Annotated in this window: 16 protein-coding genes; 6 read left to right on the top strand and 10 right to left on the bottom strand. The window is 61.8% G+C overall.

Annotated elements, in window-relative coordinates:
* Positions 1–44 precede the first annotated feature (44 nt).
* Together E5K02_RS13110 and E5K02_RS13105 are read right to left on the bottom strand one after the other, a co-directional pair.
* Positions 45–1,283: a dipeptidase gene (locus E5K02_RS13110; protein WP_135395996.1), complete on the bottom strand. Its 1,239-nt coding sequence runs from the start codon at positions 1,281–1,283 to the stop codon at positions 45–47.
* A 373-nt stretch (positions 1,284–1,656) separates the two neighbouring features.
* Positions 1,657–2,181 carry a hypothetical protein gene (locus tag E5K02_RS13105; RefSeq protein WP_135395229.1) on the bottom strand — a complete coding sequence of 175 codons (525 nt, stop codon included), beginning with the start codon at positions 2,179–2,181 and terminating at the stop codon, positions 1,657–1,659.
* A 297-nt stretch (positions 2,182–2,478) separates the two neighbouring features.
* Between E5K02_RS13105 and E5K02_RS13100 the strand changes: the two genes are divergently transcribed.
* Complete coding sequence (locus tag E5K02_RS13100) at positions 2,479–2,748, top strand: hypothetical protein (RefSeq protein WP_135395228.1); 270 nt, start codon at positions 2,479–2,481, stop codon at positions 2,746–2,748.
* A gap of 90 nt (positions 2,749–2,838) precedes the next feature.
* On the opposite strand, the gene E5K02_RS13095 is transcribed toward E5K02_RS13100, so the two are convergent.
* A complete protein-coding gene (locus tag E5K02_RS13095) occupies positions 2,839–3,156 on the bottom strand; it encodes a hypothetical protein (RefSeq protein WP_135395227.1) in 318 nt (105 codons plus the stop codon).
* A gap of 206 nt (positions 3,157–3,362) precedes the next feature.
* Positions 3,363–3,779 carry a VOC family protein gene (locus E5K02_RS13090; RefSeq protein ID WP_135395226.1) on the bottom strand — a complete coding sequence of 139 codons (417 nt, stop codon included), beginning with the start codon at positions 3,777–3,779 and terminating at the stop codon, positions 3,363–3,365.
* Between the two features lie 192 nt (positions 3,780–3,971).
* Between E5K02_RS13090 and E5K02_RS13085 the strand changes: the two genes are divergently transcribed.
* Positions 3,972–4,955: a GlxA family transcriptional regulator gene (locus E5K02_RS13085; RefSeq protein WP_135395225.1), complete on the top strand. Its 984-nt coding sequence runs from the start codon at positions 3,972–3,974 to the stop codon at positions 4,953–4,955.
* A gap of 37 nt (positions 4,956–4,992) precedes the next feature.
* On the top strand, positions 4,993–5,976 hold the full coding sequence (locus E5K02_RS13080) for an ABC transporter ATP-binding protein (protein ID WP_135395224.1): 984 nt from the start codon (positions 4,993–4,995) through the stop codon (positions 5,974–5,976).
* A gap of 92 nt (positions 5,977–6,068) precedes the next feature.
* Here the strand turns inward: E5K02_RS13080 and E5K02_RS13075 are convergent, their stop codons facing one another.
* The 3 genes from E5K02_RS13075 to E5K02_RS13065 form a co-directional block, all read right to left on the bottom strand.
* Positions 6,069–6,617, bottom strand: a complete 549-nt coding sequence (locus E5K02_RS13075) for a GNAT family N-acetyltransferase (protein ID WP_135395223.1) — start codon at positions 6,615–6,617, stop codon at positions 6,069–6,071.
* Positions 6,618–6,692: 75 nt separating this feature from the next.
* Entirely contained in the window at positions 6,693–8,600 is a 1,908-nt protein-coding gene (locus tag E5K02_RS13070; protein ID WP_167856389.1) for a PAS domain-containing protein, read from the bottom strand.
* A 64-nt stretch (positions 8,601–8,664) separates the two neighbouring features.
* The gene (locus tag E5K02_RS13065; RefSeq protein WP_167856388.1) at positions 8,665–9,102 is read right to left on the bottom strand and encodes a BLUF domain-containing protein; all 438 of its coding nucleotides are present in this window, start codon (positions 9,100–9,102) and stop codon (positions 8,665–8,667) included.
* Between the two features lie 253 nt (positions 9,103–9,355).
* On the opposite strand from E5K02_RS13065, the gene E5K02_RS13060 reads away from it, so the two are divergent.
* A complete protein-coding gene (locus E5K02_RS13060) occupies positions 9,356–10,465 on the top strand; it encodes an SDR family NAD(P)-dependent oxidoreductase (protein ID WP_135395220.1) in 1,110 nt (369 codons plus the stop codon).
* A 264-nt stretch (positions 10,466–10,729) separates the two neighbouring features.
* Positions 10,730–11,812 (top strand): chemotaxis protein CheB, encoded by a 1,083-nt coding sequence (locus tag E5K02_RS13055; RefSeq protein ID WP_135395219.1) that lies wholly within the window; start codon positions 10,730–10,732, stop codon positions 11,810–11,812.
* A gap of 203 nt (positions 11,813–12,015) precedes the next feature.
* Here the strand turns inward: E5K02_RS13055 and E5K02_RS13050 are convergent, their stop codons facing one another.
* Complete coding sequence (locus tag E5K02_RS13050) at positions 12,016–12,462, bottom strand: hypothetical protein (protein ID WP_135395218.1); 447 nt, start codon at positions 12,460–12,462, stop codon at positions 12,016–12,018.
* A 249-nt stretch (positions 12,463–12,711) separates the two neighbouring features.
* On the opposite strand from E5K02_RS13050, the gene E5K02_RS13045 reads away from it, so the two are divergent.
* Positions 12,712–14,334 (top strand): amidohydrolase, encoded by a 1,623-nt coding sequence (locus E5K02_RS13045; RefSeq protein WP_135395217.1) that lies wholly within the window; start codon positions 12,712–12,714, stop codon positions 14,332–14,334.
* 96 nt (positions 14,335–14,430) lie between these two features.
* On the opposite strand, the gene E5K02_RS13040 is transcribed toward E5K02_RS13045, so the two are convergent.
* Positions 14,431–15,048 carry a hypothetical protein gene (locus E5K02_RS13040; RefSeq protein ID WP_135395216.1) on the bottom strand — a complete coding sequence of 206 codons (618 nt, stop codon included), beginning with the start codon at positions 15,046–15,048 and terminating at the stop codon, positions 14,431–14,433.
* Positions 15,049–15,151: 103 nt separating this feature from the next.
* On the bottom strand, positions 15,152–16,678 hold the full coding sequence (locus E5K02_RS13035; protein ID WP_135395215.1) for a tail fiber domain-containing protein: 1,527 nt from the start codon (positions 16,676–16,678) through the stop codon (positions 15,152–15,154).
* Positions 16,679–16,870 lie beyond the last annotated feature (192 nt).

Raw genomic sequence — 16,870 nt, 5'->3', positions numbered from 1 at the left:
TGCTCCGATTGGAAGCAGGCTTTTTTTGTAGCTGATAGGCGCCGCTATTTCTTCACCGTAGCGGCCGTGCGTAGTTTGTCCGCGGCTTTCATCACCCGAAACAAGTTGCCGCTCCAGATCTTGTTGATGTCTTTTTCCGAGTAGCCGCGCTTCACCAGCTCCAGCGTCAGGTTGGGCAGTTCCCCTACGTCGCTGAGGCCGTCGAGGCGGGTGCCCCCGTCGAAGTCGGTACCGATGCCCACGTGGTCGATGCCGGCTACTTTCACGATGTGGTCAATCTGATTGACGGCATCCTGTACCGTAGCCAGGGCCACCGGAAACTTGGTTTCCAACTCCACCGCCTCAGCCTGGGCCTGCTGCTGCTCGCTGGCCGGCAGGCCGTAAATGTTCAGGAAGCCCTTGATTTTCCACTTGGTGAAGAACGCCTGCTCGGCGGCCAGGCGCTCGGGCGTCTTGGTTTCGGTCTTCACATAGGGGCTGTACAGGTTCACCTGCACCACGCCGCCGTTGCGGGCCAGGGCCTTGAGCATGTCGTCGCTCAGGTTGCGGGGCGAGTTGCCCAGGGCTCGGCTGCTCGAGTGCGAGGCAATGATGGGGGCCTTGGTCAGGCGCAGCACGTCGTAGAACGTCGAGTCGGAGGTGTGCGACACGTCTATCATCATGCCCAGCCGATTCATTTCTACCACGGCCTGCTTGCCAAACGCGCTGAGTCCCTGGTGCTCCGGCCCGGTGGGGTCGGTGGCCGAGTCGCAGATGTCGTTGTTGGAGGAGTGGCACAGGGTGATGTAGCGCACGCCCAGGTCGTAGAACGACTTGAGCGAGTTGAGCTCCTGCCCGATGGGGTAGCCATTCTCCATCCCGATGAAAATGGCCCGCTTGCCTACCCGCCGAATCTGTAGGGCCTGTTCTTCCGTCGTGGCCAGATCGAGCCGGTTGGAATTGGCCTGAATGGCGGAACGAATAGCGTTGAAAATTGTCAGGGCTTCCTGCTTGGCCGCCGCGTTGCCCTCCGGCGTGCGAGGACCCTGGCCAATGTAAACGGCCCAGAAAGCGCCGTCGAGGCCACCGCGCTGCATTTTAGGCAAGTCTACTTGGGCTTCCTTGGCCTCATGATCCTTCGTCAGGTCGAAGCCCGGCTTCATCAGGTTCATGGGCGTGTCTTCGTGCGAGTCCAGCACAAAAGCCTGGTTATGGATAGTATTGGCCTTAGTGACCAAGGCGGGGTCAACTTTCTGAGCCTGGCTTACTACCGGACTCAGCAGAGCCAGCAGTACGGGAAACATTCGCAAGTAAGATTTTTGCATAAAATCAGGGCATAAACTATTGCTGCCCCGCAAATTTACTTAATCCTGCGCAGCTTAGCACGACTCAGGCAATTTTAGGAAAATTGAATTAATATGTAAAATGTTGATTATTAAATTATTGTAAGATGAAAATAATTAGGCATGACGACTATGTTTTGATTGCAGCCACGTGCTCCGGCCATGTGGAAAAGAAGCTCATTGAGGTATAGTAGTACTTTTTAAAGTAAAACCCTGGGATTAGCAGCGGTGGTCTGCCGTAGCCTGCACGTGCTGTTGCTTGCTCGGTTTGAGCCTGGGCCAACAAAAAAACGCCCGGGGCTGCCGGGCGCTTTTGACTTTGCTGATGGAAAGCTTAGCGAATTCCGCCCGTAGAGCCCCCGCTGGTCGACGAGCCCGAGGTGCTACGGCCGCCGGTAGTGCTGCCGCTGGTGCTGGAAGAGCGCGTGCTCTTGGTACGGCGGGTCGAGTTCGACGACTTGCGGGTCGAACTGGAAGTCGTCGTACCGCTGGTCGACGAGCCGGAAGTCGTGCCCGTGCCGCTGGTAACGGTGCCCGAAGTGGAACCGCTGGTAGTACCGGCCGTCATCGAGCCCGAGGTCGAGCCGCTGGTCATCGAGCCGGAAGTAGTACCACTGGTCATGGAACCCGAGGTCGAGCCGCTGGTGGTAGTGCTGCCCGAGCCGCTGGTGAGCGAGCCGGCCGTGGAGCCCGAGGTTGTGCCCGTGCCAGTTGTTACGCTACCGGCTGTTGAGCCCGAAGTCGTACCGCTGGTCATTGAACCCGAAGTAGAACCGGAAGTTGAGCCCGAGGTAGTTTGAGCTTTGGCAGTAGCCATCGAAGCGGCCACGAGAGCGACCATAATCAGGACCTTTTTCATAATACGGATTTTTAGGGTTTGGAAGGAGTACAGCTCAGGTTTTGGCTTGTATGTCAGTTGATTACGGTCAGAACCTGGTTCGTGTTTTAAATTTATTTTATGGTTGAGCTCCAATTTGCTCAGGCTCAAGCCCTTGCCGGGAGCTACCTGTAGAGCTTGGCAAAGTGCCTCCGGCTCCGCTGGTAGGCCTGTGGGCAGCCGCTGCCGACTCTAGTGCCGGAGCAGCCAGCTCGGCTATTAACATTGGGGTTTGGCGTTGCGTAAAACCAGGCATAGTTCACTTGTGATAACGTAATCATGGCCCAACATCAGAACGATAACAACGCGGGGTGGACTTCCCCCGGCGGCTTGTCTCCAATTCCCAAAGAAGAGCTGTTTCGGATGCTCGACGAGGAAAACATCCAGGAAAAGGACTTGCCCAAAAAGACCAAGCACCTTGCCGACCAACTCCGGGAAACCTACGAGAAGTCGAGCGGGCAAAAGCTACAGGCCGCCGACCTGGAAGGTTTCCGGGCCTTGGTCGGCCGGGAAGCCGCCGAGTGGCTGTCGCGCCGACCCCACGTGTAGGGGAGCTACTCACTCCAGCACCAACGAAAACGGCCGCCTCAGTAAGAGGCGGCCGTTTGCTGTAAAGCCTTTGTGGAAAACTCAGGCAGCTTATAATTCGGGCTTCGTGGCCGGCTTTTTAGCGGTGCCGGTGCTCGACTTGCCCTGGCTGTTTTTGCCCACCGTTTCGCTGTTGGTGCTGCCCGTGGCGCTGCCCTGCCGCGCCGACTTCATCGTGGAGCTGGACCGGGAAGCCCGGGTGGGGCCCGTAGCGGGGGTTGTGTTCATGGGTTTGCGGGTAGCTGCCTGCGTTTTGACGCCGGCCTGCCGGGTGGTTTGGGTAGTAGTGTTGGGCGAGGTGCCCGACTGAGCGGCAGCGGTGCCGAGGGTGGTGGCCAGCACGGCGGCGAGGGCAAGAATGGTTTTCATAGCAGAAGCAATTGAGTGGAAATGGTCGTAGGAAGGAGCCCGCTCCGGCATGCCGGGGCGGGCTCCTTCCTACGACGAACTGCCTCGGTACGTTGGAAATGAAGGTGAGCCAGCACGTTTGCGCTCCGCTTTGGATGCCCCGCAATGAGTACTGGGCCAGAACCCGGCGCTGCCCCGGCCAAGGCACCATCAAGTAGCAACAGGGCTTATTGGGCCGCTGGCAGGTCGTAATTAAGCATCCAGTCGATGCCGAACCGGTCGGTGAGCATGCCGAATTTAGCGTTCCAGAAGGTGTCGGCCAGGGGCATGGTTATGTGCCCGCCTTCGCCCAAAAGCTGGTAGAGCCGAGTGATTTCCTCTTCACTGCGGCAGTTGATGGACAAGGAAACCATAGTGCCTTTGGATACGGGCTCCGCGCCCGTATCCGAGGCCATGAGCACCAGACTCTCGTTGGTCAGAATGGCGTGCAACACACCATCGTGGTACTCGGCTGGCATGTGCTCGGCGGCCGGGCTGCCCGCAACGTTTTGAATTTGCAGGTCGCCACCCAGGCAGCGCTGGTAAAAGGTCATGGCCTCGCGGCAGGTGCCGTTAAAAGTGAGATAGGGAGTGAGCGGGTGCATGATGAGCTGGAAAAGAAAAAGGTGAAATGTATGTTGGAAAGACGGCGTACTTTTTACTAATTTGTGTAGTATTGCTGCGCAGAAAGCAGGGCTGAACGCCAACAAAATTAGCAACGGCGCGCTGCTATATAGGGGGAAATCACGACGAATTCAGGGTTAATTGCGACACCGGTTTCACAAGCTCCAACTACCATGAAGCACATCACCATCCTAGTTCCCAAGGGAGCTGTTCTGGGCAGCATTGAGGGCCCACGCCTGGTTTTTTCGGAAGTGAATTCCCTGCTGCGCCGCATGAACAAGCCCGCGCTGTTCGACATTCAGTTGGTAGGGCTGGAGCACGAAACGCCCGTGTGCGGCGGCATTTATTCGGTCTACACCGAGCTGCTGACCCGGGACGTGGCCCGCACCGACCTGGTCATTATTCCGGCCGTGGATGGCGACCCGGCCCTGGCTCTGACGAATAATCAGGACTTTATTCCCTGGATTATTGCGCAGTACCAAGCGGGGGCAGAGGTAGCCTCGCTGTGTCTAGGGGCCTTTCTGCTGGCTTCTACCGGCCTCATCGACGGGCGGCAGTGCACCACGCACTGGGCCGCAGCCAACGACTTTCGGCGCATGTTTCCGCAGGTCGAGCTGGTCGAAGACCGCCTCGTGACCGATGAGCACGGCATCTACTCCAGCGGCGGGGCCTTCTCCTACCTGAATCTGGTGCTGTACCTGGTCGAGAAATACGCGGGCCGGGAAATTGCTCTGATTTGCGCTAAGGTCTTCCAGATTGACATTGAGCGGGTTAGCCAGTCGGCCTTCATCATGTTCAACGGCCAGAAAGAGCACGGCGACGAGTCCATTAAGAAGGCCCAGAGCTTTATCGAAGACAATTACCAGGAAAAGATAACCGTGGAACAGTTGGCCGACATGCTGGCCCTGGGCCGCCGCAACCTGGAGCGGCGCTTTAAAAAGGCTACCTCCAACTCGGTAGTCGAATACATTCAGCGGGTCAAGATTGAGGCGGCGAAAAACAGCCTCGAATCGTCGCGGGAGAATGTGAACGAGGTGATGTACCAGGTGGGCTACACCGACCCCAAGGCGTTTCGTAGTACTTTTAAGCGCCTGACGGGCTTGTCGCCGAAGCAGTATCGGAACAAGTACAACCGCAGCCTAGCCCCGGCGGGGTAGGCGGGCCTTTCACCTGATCTAGTTCTCTTCGGCGCGTATGAGTTGGTTAAGTGTTTCGGAAATATCGTTGCAGGAGAGAGAAAACGCGGTTTTACACAACATCAGTTTCAGCCAGCGGCAGTTTCAGAAGCTGGCTATAGCCGGCGAAACCGGGGCGGGCAAAAGCACCCTGCTGCAGATTATTGCCGGCCTTACCCAGCCCACGGCGGGCACCGTGCACTTTGAAGGCCGCCGCGTGAAAGGCCCCCGGGAAGTGCTGGTGCCCGGCCACCCGGGCATCGTATTCTTGTCGCAGCACTTTGAGCTGCCCCATTCCCTGCGCGTCGAGCAGGTGCTGCGCTACGCCAATAAGCAGTCGGCGGAAGCGGCCCAGCGGCTTTACCAGCTGTGCCGCATCGAACACCTGGCCCAGCGCCGCACCGACCAGCTCTCGGGCGGGGAGCGGCAGCGCATTGCCCTGGCCCGCCTGCTGCTCGGGGGGCCGCGCCTGCTGCTGCTCGACGAGCCCTTCTCCAACCTGGACCGCGGGCACAAACAGCTGCTCAAGTCCGTTTTGCACGACCTGGGCGAGCAGCTCGACATTACCTGCCTGCTGATTTCCCACGACCCCACCGATACCCTGTCGTGGGCCGAGGAAATTCTGGTTCTTAAAAACGGCCAACTCGTGCAGCAAGGCTCGCCCCGGCAAGTGTACCAGCAGCCCGTAGACGAATACACGGCTGGCCTGTTTGGCGACTACAACCTGCTTAGCGGCAAAGCCGCGGCGGCCCTGGCTACGGCGGCCGGTAGCCCTGCAAAACGCCGGCCTCTGCTGGTGCGGCCCGAGAACTTCCGGTTGCAGCCCGCCGCAGGGGAAGGCCTGGCCGGTACCGTGCTGGCCGTTCGGTTTTTCGGCAGCTACTCCGAGGCGGACGTGCAGGTGGTAGGTGCCAAGCTGACGGTAAAAGCTCGGCAGGTGGCTGCCCAGGTCGGAGAAACGGTAGCCGTATCGGTAGCCGCCGAGGGACTGTGGTACTTGTAGAAAAGCTGCTCGTGGTCTGGAGATATTCCCAGTCAGCGACTGGCAGCAGCTGCTTGCTGCTTTGGGGGCGTGCTGAGCCGGGCCCGTGGCCCCTACACCAGCACCCGCACCTGCTCGGGGGCGTAGAGCTGCTGCCAATCGCGGCGTAGGATGGCGTAAAGCAACTCGTCCTCGAACTCACCCTGGTCGTTGCGGCCCGATTCGCGCATGATGCCCTCGAACTGCAACCCCGGAGTTTTTTCCAACGAGCGTTTCGACGACAGGTTCGACACGCGGCAGCCGGTAGCTACCCGGTTCAACCCCAGCAATTCGAAGGCCAGATAAAACAGGTGGGGCTTGCTGCCCGGCGTAACGCCCCGCCCGCGCATGTGCGCAAACACGTCGGCACCCGTGGAGCCGGCCCGCTCTTCCCAGCTGTCGACGGTGAGCAGGGTCATGCCAGCCAGTTGCCCGTTTAGTAGGGAGTAGAAGCCGAAATTGGTGCGCCGGCCCTGCTCGTAGCGGGGCATATAGTTGCGAAACAGCTCGTCGAGCATGGCCCGCGAGTCGGGGTAGCCCTGAAACAAGGTAACGATGTCGGTCAGGTTGTCCTTGTTGATCAGGTACAGAGTTATAAAGTCGGTTTGCAGGGCCGTAAACATGGCGGGGTAGGAACTACGGTGACACAAAGCAGCGGCCCAGTAAGTTAACTCCTGTTGCCGAAGCACCGCACACCCTTACTCCAGCCAGTACACGGTGAAAGTGGTGCCTTCGTTCACGGTGCTGCTAGCTTCCAGGTGCCCACCGTGGCTGTCGAGGATGCGCTGCACCAGGTAGAGGCCCACGCCGGCCCCGGCCACGCCCGGGTGCTGGCGCTCAAAGAGGTGAAAGGTGGTCGTCACGCCGGGCCGTAGCTTCATGCCCAGACCGTTATCCTGAATCGTAAGCAGCGGATTGCCGGTCGCGGCCGACAAGGCGCTGGCCAGGTGAATCTGCGGGGGGCGGTGGGGGTGCACAAATTTAAGGGCATTGCTGAGCAGGTTGTGGAGCACACTGCGCAAGTTGGCCCGCCCATACACCAGCATAGGCGCGGCCTCGACATCCACGGTAATAACCGCTCCGGTTTCCTGCACCTGCGTCCGCAGGCCCAGCAGTACTTCGTCGATGACGCTGGCCAGGGCCAGCACCTGGGTGGGGGCCGCCAGCTCCCGCTGATCCTGCACGGTGGCGGCCAGTTCCTGCAGGGTGCCGTCGAGCTGACTGAGCGCCTGGTCGACCATGCCCAGAATTTCCTCCTGCTCGGGGTCCTGGAAAGTGGCCGTGCGGCGTAATTCGTCGAACAAACCCCGTAGATTGAACAGGGGCTGCTTCAGGTCGTGGGAGGCAGTGTACACGAAGGTATCCAGGTCGCGGTTGGTGCGGGCCAGCTCGTCGTACTGGGCCTGCAGTACTTCGCGCAGGCGGTGCTGGTCGTCCACGTCGGTGCAGGCCCCAAACCAGCGCAGCCCCCGCTCATCGGCCAGGCGCCGGGCCCGGATAATGTGCCAGCGGTACTGCCCGTCGTGGCGGCGCATGCGGTATAGGCCCTCGTAATCTTCCCCCGACGCCACGCACTGCACCCAGCGGCGGGCGGCCGGGGCCTGTTCGACCGGGTCGAGCAGGCCGATCCAGCCAGTGGGGCCCAGTTCCTGCGTGCTCAGCCCGGTATACTCAGCCGTGTGCTGGTTGTAGTAGTCGATAAAGCCCTCGGCCGAGGCCGTCCAGATCAGCTGCTGAATGCTGTCGGCCAGAAAGCGCAGCTCCGCTTCGCCCCGGCGCAAGACCTCGGCCAGTTCGCGCTGGTCGTGCACTTCCGTCACGGCTCCGTGCCAGAACACGGGCTTGTCGGGGGCGTGCAGCTCGGGCAGGGCTCGGCTCAGGACCCAGCGGTACTGTCCGTCGTGGCGGCGCAGGCGGTATTCGAAGCTCCAGCCGATGCCCCCGGCCCGGGCCGCATCCGATTGATAGAGCACCCGCAGCCGGTCGTCGGGGTGAATGAGCAGGGGCCAGATGGCATTCAGGTCGGCTGTGGGGGGCTGGCCGGTAAAGTAGTACCACTGGGGGCTGACGTACTCGTACTGGCCTTCCGCATCCACGCTGAACGTAATCTGCGGAGCTGTTTCGGTGAGCACCCGCAGGCGGGCATCAAGGCGGCGCGTTTCCAGGGCCAGCACGTGGGCGCGCTGGCGGGCTTCTTCCTGGGCCGTGACATCCACCGCAAACACGAGCAGGCCCTGGGCTTTGTCGTCATCATCCTGTAAAGGCTCCAGGGCCAGATCGAAGTAGCGCACCGGCCCGGCCCCACCCTCGGCCGTGCCGTCGGTTAGGGAAGGGGGCATGGGGTGCGCTTTTACCACGTAGGGGCGCCCCGACTGGTACACCTGCTGCATGACCTCGAGCAGGTCGGCGGCCAGCAGGCCCGGGTGCTCAGCCAGCGACTGGCCTTCCGGAGTGTGGCCGCCAAGCAGCGTCTGCATGGTTTCGTTTACAAACCCGTAGCGTAGCTCCGGCCCGATCAGCGTGGCAATGCCCGCCGGCATATACCGAAGAATGTTCTGAAGCTGCTGTTCGCGCATGCGGAAATGAAAAGCGGAGTGGGATGGCAAATATCTGCCGATTTAAGCCAGCCTGCCACTTCCGGCCAGGACTGTACACCAACGCGAAGAAAGGCTACTCCGCAGACGGCTTCTCGCCGGTGCCGAAGACGGCCTGGCGCACCAAATCCACAATCAGGGCGTCGGCAATGGTAAGCGACTCAGGCGTGGGAGGCAGGTGGTGGGGCAGGAAAAAGCCCTCCAGGGTTTGGAATCCTTCGCTTTCAATGGGGTGAAAGGCCATCGACCAGTCGGCAAAACTGCGCTGGGTAATGCCCTTGTTGGCCAGCATCGTCACGTTGGAATGACGGCCGTCCCGAGCAATTTTCTCATACAGGGGCTCAATGACGGCCGGGTCCCCCTCAATGAGTTGGGCAATATTGCCGTGGCTGTAGAACAGGATGCCCGTGACGTTGTGCAGAGCGTTGTCGCGGCGGCACTGGGCCAGTAATTCCTGCAGGTCCTGGTCCGACAAGGGACGAACGGCCCGGCTCATATAAACAATGTGGTTCATGCGAAATAGAGTGCCGCCTACCCGCACGTCACTTGGTAAGGCTGTGGTTCCGATGGGGTAGCGCTCCAGCACCGGTCGAGTTTGCAAGATACGAGTGGGGGAGAAGTATGGGTTCTTATGGCTGCGCTTATTGCAAAAAGTGCTACCCACGAGGTCGGCTCGATAAGCCATTTCCGCCAAGCTGGGCTATATCCAGGCGGTAAACCTGCCCGTATGCCAGTAGACGATATTTTTTACTCAGCCCTGATTTGCTATGTCGGCGAAACCTACTTTTCGAAGTCAGCCCTCTTCTGTTTTCAGCACGCCGGGGTTGGCCCCGATTCGGCGGCACACGCTGCGGCCCCGGCCCCAGGGCGCGGGAATTCTGCTGACCGTGCTCCTGCTGCTGGGGCTGCTGCTGAGCAGCTGCGCTACCTCTAGGCCGGGCGCGGCGGTACAGAAGCAGGTGCAGGTCAAAACGTACGTCATCATCGGGGCCTCGAGCGGCTTTGGGCGGGGCATGGCCGAGCAGCTGGGCGCCATGAAAGCCAACGTGGTGCTGGCCGCCCGCCGCACCGAGCTGCTGGAAGAAGTAGCCGGCAAGGTGCGGGCCGGAGGCGGGCAGGCCCTGGTCGTGACCACCGACATCAGCCAGCCCGAGCAGGTGCAGCGCCTGGCCGAGGCGGCCCTGAAGCAGTTTGGCCGCGTCGATGTATGGGTCAACGACGTGGGCGTGGGCGGCATCGGCCGGTTCTGGGAAATTCCCACGGCCGACTATTCCCACCTGATTGATGTCAACCTGAAGGGTATCGTGTACGGCAGCCAGGCGGCCATCAAGATTTTTCAGCAGCAGGGGGCCGGCACGCTCATGAACCTGGGCTCGGTGGAAAGTGAAGTGCCCCTGGCCTACCACGCCGTGTACGCCGCCACCAAAGGCGCCATCCGCAACATGGACCAGGCCCTCAACCACGAGCTGCGCCTCAACGGCTACAAGAATATCAAAGTCGTGACCATTGAGCCCTGGGCCGTGGATACGCCCTTCTGGGGCCACGCGGCCAACTATAGCGGCGGCACCCCGCGCATGGCCGCCCTGGACCCGCCCAGCAAAGTCGTGCATGCCATGGTGCGCTCCTCGGTGCGGCCCCGGCAGGAGCTGCCCGTGGGCTGGAAAGCCCGGGGCGCATTTTTCTCCCACGGCATCCTGCCCCACTTCACCGAGCGGCTATCGGCCAACATTGCCCACCGCTACCAGATCAAAACGGCCCCGCCCGCGCCGGCTACCACAGCCTCGCTCTACCAGCCGGTGCCCCAGGGCCGGGGCGTCGACGACGGGGTGAAAAAGCGTATCAAAGCAGAAAACCGGCAGCGCAAGCAGAAAAAGTAGCTGCACGGGCCAGCAAGCCGGCCCACACCAGAAAAACGGAGTAGCCTGTCAGGGGCGGTGGGCTATGTGGTTTTTCCGGCGTGGGGATGGTGTTCTAACACAACCAGATTCCCTCGTGGCTAGTCTGCGGCTTGAATTAGCTAATAGGGCGCTGCTCAACAGGGACCCAGGTTGTCCCGTATCTGCTAATCCGCACCTGTTGGGAGTAGACTGGCCGAGGCGGCGCCCAAACGTCTGGAAGAGTCGTTTAATCGAGACTTGGATATGGCAACTAAGAAGAAAGGAGCCGCCCCGCCGCCCAAGCGGGATATCGTGGTTATTGGGGCTTCCGCTGGTGGAGTCGAAGCCTTGCTGGAGCTGGTCCGGTCGTTGCCGCACGACTTTCCGGCTCCCATCTTTGTGGTGCAGCACATGGCGCCCTACGCCAACAGCATCTTGCCCCAACTGCTGAGCGAAGTGTCGCCGCTGCCCGCCAAGCACCCGTCCGATGGGGAAGCCGTGCAGCCCGGCGTTATCTACGTGGCTCGCCCCGACCATCACTTGCTGATCGAAAACGATACGGTGCTGATGAAGCGCGGCCCGAAGGAAAACCGGTTCCGGCCTTCGGTCGATGCCTTGTTTCGCTCGGCGGCCTACGGCTACGGGCCCCGGGTAATTGGGGTGGTCCTGACCGGCTACCTCGACGATGGCACCTCCGGATTGTGGTGCATTCAGCGCCTGGGCGGCGTTACGGTGGTGCAAGACCCCGCCGATGCTACCTCGCCCGCCATGCCGACCAACGCCCTGGAGTTTGTGGCTGCCGACTACGTAGTGCCGCTGGCCGAACTGAGCGGGCTGCTGGTAAAATTAACTGCTGTCGAGTCGGCGGAGCGGGTGCTGACTGTGCCCCAGGGCTACTCAGAGCTGATTGGTATTGAGGTCAACATCGCCAAAAACAACAATGCCTTCGAAATGGGCATTATTGACCAGGGCCAACTCACCGCCTTTACCTGCCCCGACTGCCACGGGGCGCTTACCCAGCTGATTGAGGGGAAGATGATTCGGTACCGTTGCCATACGGGCCACGCCTACACCATCAGCGCCCTGCTCTCCGAAGTATCCGAGTCGGTGGAAAGCCTGCTTTACCAGTCGATGCGGGGCCTGGAGGAAAGCAAAATGCTACTGGAGCACCTGGGCCAGCATTTCGCCCAAGAAGGCCAGCAGGATGTAGCCGACCGTTTTCAGGCCAAGGCCGAACATACGGCCCAGCAGGCCCGGGTAATACACAAGTCCATTTTCAAGCACCAAGCCTTCAGCGGCGACCAGCTCCCGCCCAAGCGCCAACGAAAAGCCAAACCCAAGAAATAAGGAGCAGCAGGTAGGGCGCCTGTCGGGACAAGAAGCGCGGTACTGGGCGGTTGGCAACTATCCGGCCGTTGCCAGATTGTTTGAGTCCCCTGAAGCATCACCAGCACCGGAGTATCGTGCTGCTTTCTCTGCGCTTGGCGTCGGGTTGCCGAGTAAGCCGCTGCCGGCTCCGAGTGCTGGAGTCAGGTGGGCCAGGTCGGGCTTTAGCGGGTGTAGTACTCTTTCTCCATGAAATAGCCGCCCAACGTCTTCCAGGTGTAGCGAGTAACCAGGCTGTGCTCCTTGAGCTCGATAATAGAATAATTTTTCTCCGTCAGCGGCTGATTCTGGTAGGTATAGTACGTGTAAGCCGTGCTGTCCGAAGTCCGGGTGTAGAAGTACTCATGCCGGTTGCCGGGCCACGCGAAGGCAAACGTGGCATCGGAGATAGTCAGGGTCGTGGCCGGGGCCGTACGGGTGCCACCGCCTTGGTTGGTCGTCTTGCCCTGGTCGTCGGTGTACTTGTAGTACGACTTGGTGAGCGTCCACTTGCCCTTAAGTTCGGCGGGGGCGGGAGTCGGCTCCGCTTCTTTATCCTGCTTGCAGGCGCTCAGTAGCAGGGCTGCCAAGGGGGGCAGCAGTACGCGTAGAAGCCAAATAGGGTAGTTCATCTAACAAAAAAGGTAGGGTAGATCAGCGGGACGCTACTAATTATATGTCAGCTGCAAACTATAGAAACCTTCTTATAAGTGCCCCATATCCGGCTCCGCCAATTGCGGCGGCGCTCGGCGGTAAGCAAGGTGCTACCTGGGTAGTGGCAGGGCCCTGCTATCCACACGCTGAGGGCAAAGCTGGCTGCCGGGTTTTTACTATATTGTAATCTTTCAATATTAAGTTGGAGACGAACTACTCGGGTGTCTATGAAAAAGCTACTGTGGAGCGTACTTAGCGGGTGGCTGCTCAGCACCCCCGCCCTGGGGCAGCAGCCCGCCGACCTGGTCTTGCTGAACGGCAACCTGTTTACGGCCGATGCGGCCCGGCCCAAGGCCCAGGCCCTGGCTATCCGGGGCGAGCGGATTGTGGCGGTGGGTACCACGGCCGACATCAGCAAGCTGGCTGGCCCCCGTACCCGGCGTATCGACCTGCAGGGCCGCACCGTGACGCCGGGCTTCAACGATGCCCACAACCACTTCACGCCCGAGCCCCGCGGCACGGCCCTGGCCTTCAAAACCATGGAGCCGACCTGGGAGGAAACCACCCAGGCCCTGGCGGCGGCTGTGCAGCAGGCCCCGGCCGGTACCTGGGTATTTGGTAGAATTGGTATGGTCGTCGTTACCAATGCGCAAGTAGACCGCGCCGCCCTCGACCGGCTGGCGCCCAACCATCCCGTGCTGCTGCGGGCTTACTACGGCCACGGCTACATCGCCAACTCCCGGGCCTTGCAGCAGCTCGGTGTCGGGGAGCAGCAGCCCGACCCCCTGGGCGGGGCCTACGAGCACTCGGCCACCGGCCAGCTCAACGGCCGCTTCTGGGAGTATGCCCAGTGGCTGCCCAGCCGGGCCCTGGCCGCCCAGGCCTCCGACTCCCTGGCCCTGGCCGGCCTGCAACGCCTCTCCGACGAAGCCCTGGGGCTGGGAATTACCTCGCTGCAGCTGTTTTCCTTTATGCCCGTCGAGCGGTTTACCCGGCTGCTGGGGCAGGCCAGGCTGCCGGTGCGGGTGCGGGTCATTCCGTTTGCGCCCACTTCGCCCCAGCAGCGCGACCTGAGTGAAGTGCGCCAATTGGCTTCCCTGACCAAGCTGCCGCCACAGGTGAAAGCCAGCGGCATCAAGTGGGTGCTCGACGGGACGCCCTACGAGCGGGGCGCCGCCCTGCGCCAGCCCTACCAGGACCGCCCCGGCTGGACGGGCAAGCTCAATTTCAGCGAAGCCGAAGTAGGTCGCATGGTGCAGGAGTCGGTCGATTTTAAGCAGCAGCTCCTCGTGCACTGCGCCGGCGACCGTAGCGCCGAGGTGGTCCTGGCCGCCCTGGAGCGCAACGGGGCCGCCGGCAGCTGGCCCGCCCGCCGGGTCCGGATTGAGCACGGCGACGGAATCATCGGCGACCTGGTGCCGCGGGCCAAAGCCCTGGGGGTGGTCGTGGTGCAGAACCCCAGCCACTTCACCGAGCCCCAGGTGTTTCACCAGCGCTGGGGACCGAAAATGCAGCCCCTGGGCTCCCTGCTGGCGGCGGGCATTCCGCTGGCCCTGGGCTCGGATGGGCCCCTGAACCCGTTTCTCAACATCATGCTGGCCGGTATCACGCCCAGCAACCCGGCCGAGGCCCTGACTCGCGAGCAGGCGGTGCGGGCCTATACCTACGGCTCGGCGTTTGCCGAATTTGAAGAGCAGCACAAGGGGCGGCTCGCCGTGGGGCAGCTGGCCGACGTGGTCGTCTTGTCCCAGGATATCTTCACCGTGCCCCCGCCGGAGCTGCCCCGGACTACCAGCCTGCTCACCATCGTGGGGGGGAAGGTGGTGCACGATGCCAAGGTGCTGAAGTAGGGGAGTAGCAGCCGCAGAAAAGCCAAGCGCCCGGCTTCTTCTCTCTGGGAAGCCGGGCGCTTGGTTTATGGACTAGCTAACGAGTGGAATCGGGGCTTACTGCTTTACCGGCAGGTTTTTGAACGAGCCGCTCAGCTGTAGCTTGAAAGAGGCAGCACCCTTCGTAACGGGAGTCAGATCTATCCATGCTTCCCCGCTGGTGCGAAAATCGCCGCTGATCAGGTGGCGCTTGGCGTCGTAAGCTGTGATGCGGAATACCCCGGGCGTATCGGCGCTGCCGTTGGCATCAAAATAGGCGAAGGCGTTTTGGTGGTAGCGCAGGTACAGGCTGCCCATCACGTGGCCGGTGAAGGTGGGAGGGGAAGTATTAAACCGACCATATACAAACTGGTAGTCGCCCACCCAGCCCGGGCGCAGCTTGCTGACGGGAATGTTAAGGGAGATGATGTCCTTCTGCGTGGTCGTGCTTATGGAGGCGCCGGAGGTGAACTCCACGAGCAGGTAATCCTCCTGGGGCGTAAACTTGCTCACGTGGGCCTTCACCGGAATCTGGGAGGTGGTGTAGGTCGTATCCAGCCGGATACCCTCGCCGGGAAACTGCAGGGAGCGGGTCAGGCTGTGCTCCTCGGGGCCGGGCTCGGGGTCCGGAGCCTGCTCTTTCTGGCAGGACGCCAGAATTGCTAGCAGGCTAAGAATACGTAAGGTGTGGTGCATGGAGGACAAGATATTCGCGGCTCGCAGATATTCCTAATTTCTTCAGTTGCCCGTGGGCCAGCGGGGCGGGGCTTCTACGGAGTTCTACTGCCCCGGTCGCCCATTAGCGCTGGGCCTGGGCCCCGAGCAGGGCTTCGAGGCGGCGCAGGCGCTCCTCCAGGGCCGCCGTATTCGTTGCGGCCGGTGCTGCTGCCGCCGAAGCCGCGCGGGACTGTAGCTGCTGAATCTGCTGGTGCTGCCGGGCGTTTTCTTCCTTCAGTTCCAGCACCTGCCGGTAGAGGGCCTGAATGGCAATCAGGTTGACCCCGTCGAAGTCGGCCTGGTTGATGGTCGAGTCGTTGCCGATGGTGCCCAGCGCGTCGTGGCCGAAGGCCTGGTAGAAGTCCTGGGCCATGGGGCCGTAGTGGCGCATGGTGCGCGGGTCCTGGCCACGGTAGTTCCACGAGCCCAGGCGCAGGCCGTTGATGCGCTCCAGGAACTGGTTGCCGTCGGCCGGGCGCACCAGCTCTTTCTTGGTCGAGTCGGAAGTAATCTGCCAGGAGTTGCTGCCCGCGTTCAGGACCACCCCGATGCTCATGGCCGCGTTGGAGTAGAGGCGGTAGCCGCCGGCGTAGCGGGCCGAAAACTGGTTGTTGGCCGAGGCCCGCAGCGTGTCGTTGACGGAGGCATCGCCGATGACGAAGGTACCCGACCTATCGCCGGCCGAGGCGTAGCGGCCCATGGCAATGGCATTATCCGCGTCGGCGGTGCACCGCTCGCCCAGGGTGAAGGCGGCGCGGCCCCGGGCCAGGGCGTTGATACCCGCGGCCAGGCTGTAGCTGCCCTTCACGCGGCAGAGGTTGCCAAACGCGGCCGAGGCACTCGAGGTTTGATCCACAAAGCTGTTGGAGCCAACCGTTACGGAGTAGCTGCCCTGCACGGTATTCCTGAACCCGCTGGCCAGGCTGTAGTTGCCGCTGGCCAGGTTGTTGTAGCCGAAAGCGGCCGAGTAAAAGCCCAGGTTGCCAGTGTCCCACTGCGTGCCATCGACGCCGCCGGCCCGGAAGGCCCCATAGTACGACAGCCACATCAGCCGGTCGCCTTGGCCCGAGAGGGGTGGCGTGGGGGAGCCGTAGCCAATGGTGGTGCGGACCAGCAGGCCGGCATCGGCATCATCGAGGCGGAGGCCGGCGCCGTTGTCGTAGGTGTTTAGGGGGCGAATGGCGGTGCGCAGGCGGACCAGGCCGTTGGCGTCGATGGTCAGGCCGTTGGTGCCGGGCGCGGCGGCCGTGCCGCCCACGATGCGCTGGCCGTTGAGCACCAGATTTCGGCCAAGCACGTGGTTGCCGAGGTTGTCGCCGGCGCGGGCTTTGTCGGGGATGAAGAGCCAGCTGCCGCCGGTGGCATACCAGAAGCCCTGGCGGCCGTCGGTCTGGAACACCATCAGGCCATCGGGTGGGGTGGGGATGGCGGCGCGGGCGGCCGAGTCCATGCGGGGGATGAGCAGGCCCTTGCCGGTGGCCGAAATATCGAGGATGGCGGCGGCATCGGGGGCGCCGGCTGCGCCGATACGGACCCCGCCGGGCGTGGTTTGGGCCAGGGCGGCGGACGTGAGCAGCAGACCGGGTAGTAGAGCGTAAAGTGTTTTCAAAGCTAGCGGGTTGGGTAAGTATAGTCGAGCAAAAATATTCTAACTGTTTGAAATATAGCTGCCCGGTGGTGCAATAAAATCCTGGGGATATACCGCAGGGTTGTTGAAGGGAATGAAAAAGCGCCCGGCCTCCCTGTGAGGGGAAGCCGGGCGCGGCTGTTGCAGTAGGATAGTGCGGTAGGATAGGGGAGG

The organism is Hymenobacter metallicola, assembly GCF_004745645.1.
GTDB lineage: Bacteria > Bacteroidota > Bacteroidia > Cytophagales > Hymenobacteraceae > Hymenobacter > Hymenobacter metallicola.
Note: the sequence above shows the minus strand (reverse complement) of the source record. Positions and strands in the feature narration are given on the sequence as shown.

What these genes read in the sequence shown, in the direction of transcription:
- E5K02_RS13095 (WP_135395227.1), bottom strand. Translation starts at nt 3,156, where the DNA reads ATGAAAACCATTCTTGCCCTCGCCGCCGTGCTGGCCACCACCCTCGGC.
- E5K02_RS13075 (WP_135395223.1), bottom strand. Translation starts at nt 6,617, where the DNA reads ATGTTTACGGCCCTGCAAACCGACTTTATAACTCTGTACCTGATCAAC.
- E5K02_RS13045 (WP_135395217.1), top strand. Translation starts at nt 12,712, where the DNA reads ATGAAAAAGCTACTGTGGAGCGTACTTAGCGGGTGGCTGCTCAGCACC.
- E5K02_RS13065 (WP_167856388.1), bottom strand. Translation starts at nt 9,102, where the DNA reads ATGAACCACATTGTTTATATGAGCCGGGCCGTTCGTCCCTTGTCGGAC.
- E5K02_RS13050 (WP_135395218.1), bottom strand. Translation starts at nt 12,462, where the DNA reads ATGAACTACCCTATTTGGCTTCTACGCGTACTGCTGCCCCCCTTGGCA.
- E5K02_RS13100 (WP_135395228.1), top strand. Translation starts at nt 2,479, where the DNA reads ATGGCCCAACATCAGAACGATAACAACGCGGGGTGGACTTCCCCCGGC.
- E5K02_RS13105 (WP_135395229.1), bottom strand. Translation starts at nt 2,181, where the DNA reads ATGAAAAAGGTCCTGATTATGGTCGCTCTCGTGGCCGCTTCGATGGCT.
- E5K02_RS13055 (WP_135395219.1), top strand. Translation starts at nt 10,730, where the DNA reads ATGGCAACTAAGAAGAAAGGAGCCGCCCCGCCGCCCAAGCGGGATATC.
- E5K02_RS13080 (WP_135395224.1), top strand. Translation starts at nt 4,993, where the DNA reads ATGAGTTGGTTAAGTGTTTCGGAAATATCGTTGCAGGAGAGAGAAAAC.
- E5K02_RS13110 (WP_135395996.1), bottom strand. Translation starts at nt 1,283, where the DNA reads ATGTTTCCCGTACTGCTGGCTCTGCTGAGTCCGGTAGTAAGCCAGGCT.
- E5K02_RS13085 (WP_135395225.1), top strand. Translation starts at nt 3,972, where the DNA reads ATGAAGCACATCACCATCCTAGTTCCCAAGGGAGCTGTTCTGGGCAGC.
- E5K02_RS13090 (WP_135395226.1), bottom strand. Translation starts at nt 3,779, where the DNA reads ATGCACCCGCTCACTCCCTATCTCACTTTTAACGGCACCTGCCGCGAG.
- E5K02_RS13060 (WP_135395220.1), top strand. Translation starts at nt 9,356, where the DNA reads ATGTCGGCGAAACCTACTTTTCGAAGTCAGCCCTCTTCTGTTTTCAGC.
- E5K02_RS13040 (WP_135395216.1), bottom strand. Translation starts at nt 15,048, where the DNA reads ATGCACCACACCTTACGTATTCTTAGCCTGCTAGCAATTCTGGCGTCC.